Source organism: uncultured Campylobacter sp., from assembly GCF_938031315.1.
In the GTDB taxonomy this organism is placed as follows: domain Bacteria; phylum Campylobacterota; class Campylobacteria; order Campylobacterales; family Campylobacteraceae; genus Campylobacter_B.
The window spans coordinates 1-3,372 of sequence record NZ_CALHHT010000464.1 but is presented as its reverse complement, the minus strand read 5'-3'; the positions used below and the strand labels follow the sequence as shown (position 1 = coordinate 3,372).

Annotated in this window: 2 protein-coding genes and 1 pseudogene; 1 reads left to right on the top strand and 2 read right to left on the bottom strand. The window is 45.6% G+C overall.

The genetic code is table 11. The features are described from left to right. Positions 1-443 (bottom strand): annotated as a pseudogene (locus Q0236_RS11515) (cytochrome C); the annotation flags it as partial. A gap of 13 nt (positions 444-456) precedes the next feature. Beyond that, a complete protein-coding gene (locus Q0236_RS11510; protein ID WP_297918138.1) occupies positions 457-1,314 on the bottom strand; it encodes a hypothetical protein in 858 nt (285 codons plus the stop codon). Positions 1,315-1,559: 245 nt separating this feature from the next. Here Q0236_RS11510 and Q0236_RS11505 point away from each other — a divergent pair, with 245 nt between their 5' ends. Next, positions 1,560-3,227, top strand: a complete 1,668-nt coding sequence (locus Q0236_RS11505) for an anaerobic C4-dicarboxylate transporter (protein ID WP_297918135.1) — start codon at positions 1,560-1,562, stop codon at positions 3,225-3,227. Positions 3,228-3,372: the final 145 nt, after the last annotated feature.

Genomic DNA, 3,372 nt, shown 5'->3' with positions numbered 1-3,372 from the left:
ACCGCCAAGCGCGGATTTGCCTTGTCGTTGATGAAGAGATAATCGCCCACGTATTCGCCGTTTTTCTCGCTGAAATTCGGGTGGTGGGTGTCGCCCCAGGTGATCTGTTTGCCATTAATGGCACCCTCTTTTAAAACCGCCTTACTCTCCTCGTCAAAGCCGTATCCCTGCCAAGGCTCCGGAGTAAATACGCCGATATATTTGTAGATCCTCATCGACGGTACGCCGTAAACTAGCACCTGTCCGCTTTGACCGCCGGAGGAGAACACCATATAATCGTCCTTCCTGCCGGTCGGCTGATAGGTCTTAGCGGCCGCCAAAACGTCCTTCTCGCTTAAATTTCGCTCCTTCATCACGCGCTCTAGGTCGCTATCCGCGGCACACAGGGCGCTTGCAGCGAACAAAACCGAGCCTAAAAGCACGGGTTTGATACATGTAAGCATGTAATTTCCTTTCTTAAAATTTGTAAATTTTCCCCGATCTGTCGATCACAATGACGGAATTTCCGTCCGCATACATCGCTAAAAATTCGCTCTTTAAATCCAGTTCCTCCTTTACGTCCTTTTTCGTGTTTTTATAAATTTTATCTCGCGTCGCGATAAATTGCGTATCTCCTACGCATACGATAGCCTTGATCCAAGAGCCCAAGCTCTTTTTCTCACCGCTTTTTAAATTTATAAAATTTCCGTCTATGTCGCCCAGATACAGCGTCTCGCCGTTTGCGCAATACGCAAGAGCCGTACCGATGGAGTTTTGTTTAAATTCTTTGATCAAATTTAGATCCTTATCAAAACAGCGAACGCTCTTGCTCCAGCCCGCAAGACAAAGCCCCTCCGCGCTAAATCCAAGCGCGTTTATTCTGCCGTAGCCGAGCGAAATTTTACGCGGTTCGCTCATAGCGGGTTCAAATTTAATCAATTCGTTTTTATTCATCAAAGCATAAATCGCGCCCTCGGCGGCGTAGATCGCGTCTATGCTCGCCGTTTCGCTCCGTCCCGTCTTTAGCGCTTTTAAAAATTTAAGCTCGCTATCAAGCACGATGATTTCGGAGCCCGCGAAGGCCAGATAAATTTTACCCTCGTTAAAAGCGAGCGCCGAAATTTCATTGTAGCTGTATTTTTGAGTAAATTTTATCTCAAATTTAGCCGCATCAAAAAGCTTTATCTCGCCGCTCTTATCGTATAAAAGCAGCTGCTTCGCGCTCGCATCAAACGCATTTAGGCGCAGCGTGGCATTGGTATCGATGCTTGCCGTATCCGCCCAAACCTGCGATAAAAATATCAAAATACTAATGCAGAATTTATAAAATTTCATATCATTTGCCCTGCGTAAATGATACTCCCATAACGCTTAAAAATCGGTTTAACGCCCCGCTTATGATAAAATTTTAAGCCTTTGCCAAGTTTATTAAAATTTTAAATTTTTGAAAAGAAGCACCCCGCTTTGCTCGGCGTCAAAATTTATAAAATCTTAAATTTGTAACATCTCTTTAATTTCGTTTAAATAAAAAGTTAGTATAATCGCCGAAGTTTTGTTTTAATTTTTATAAAGGAGAAACGATGGAGTTTCTGACAAGTTTGTCTGAGGGCACGCAATTTTTCATTCAACTAATAATCGTGCTTGGTTGTTTGTTCTACGGCGCTAAAAAGGGCGGCATGGCCCTTGGAATTTTAGGCGGCATAGGACTTGTAATTTTGGTATTCGGCTTTAAGCTTCAACCCGGAAAGCCCGCCGTTGACGTTATCCTTACCATCCTGGCCGTCGTCGTAGCGAGTGCGACGCTACAGGCTACGGGCGGACTTGATGTTATGCTTCAGCTTGCCGAGAAGCTTCTTAGAAAGCATCCTAAATTTATATGTATCATCGCTCCTATGGTTGCGTGGACGCTTACGATTTTATGCGGAACGGGACACACCGTCTATACGCTGCTTCCGATCATCTACGACGTAGCGATTAAAAATAACGTCCGCCCTGAGCGCCCGATGGCTGCTTCTACGATCTCATCGCAGCTTGCCATCATCGCTAGCCCCGTTTCGGTAGCGGGAGTTTCGATGGTCGCGATCTTGCTAGGTCAAGGCGTGCATATCGAGGGCTTTAGCAGCTATTTGGATCTACTTAAGCTTACTATCCCTTCTACTTTTATCGGAATGCTCGTAATCGGAACGTGGTCGATCTTTAGAGGCAAAGATCTGGATAAAGATCCGGAATTTCAAGAAAAGATCAAAGATCCAGAGCAGAAAAAATATATCTATGGCGAAAGCACTACTCTGCTTGGACAGAAACTAGCTACCATTAAATGGGTATGTATGTGGATATTTTTAGCCACTATCGCGCTGGTTGCGGTCTTAGGATACTACAAGCAGTTCCGCCCCGCATGGACGAATAACGCACCGGGCAAATCCGTAGAGATCGTAGTGGATAAAAAAGATGTCAAAAACATCACGATCAAAGACGGTCAGGTCGTCTCTACGGTAGAGGGCGGCAAGGTCATCTCAAACGTCAAAGAGTCCAAAGCCAAAGACGCTACTAAATTTAACAGCGTCGAAATTTACGACAAAGATAAGAAGCTTACTCAAAGCATCGTTGCTCAGGACGGAAACGTCGTAATCACCGCAGGCGATAAGAGCGAGAGTATCGCAAACGCAAGCATCGTCGTAAAAGATACTATGAAGAAAACCGCAAATTTAAACATGGTTCTTACCATTCAAATTTTCATGCTTTTAGCGGCCTCCATTATGATGATTGCTTCGGGCATAAAAGCGGGCAGCATCGCCAAAAACGAAATTTTCCACAGCGGTATGGTTGCGCTCGTGGCGATCTATGGAATTTCATGGATGGCGGAGACGATGTTTACCGCCCATATCGAGATGCTTAAGGCGTCTTTGGGTGAGGTCGTCAAGGCCTATCCGTGGACCTATATCCTAGTTTCGCTGCTAATCAGTAAATTTCTTAATTCCCAGGCGGCCGCCGTTGCGACATTCGTTCCGCTCGCCGTTACCATCGGTATCGATCCGGGTCTGATCATCGCATTCGCGCCGGCTTGCTACGGATACTATATCCTACCTACCTATCCGAGCGACCTTGCGGCGATCCAGTTCGACCGCTCGGGCACTACGCATATCGGTAGATTCGTCATCAACCACAGCTTTATCTTGCCGGGTCTGATCGGCGTGCTTACGTCTTGCGGCGTGGGCTTTATTTTCGCTCATCTTTACGGCTACTTATAATAGCTATACGCTCGCGAGTTTCATACTCGCGAGCTTTTTAAATTTCAAAATTCTTTAGATTAACGCTCCACTCCCGCGCAAAGCTAAATCGTTTTAAATAAAATTTACGTTATAATCCCGCCAAATTCCACACAGGAGGCAGATA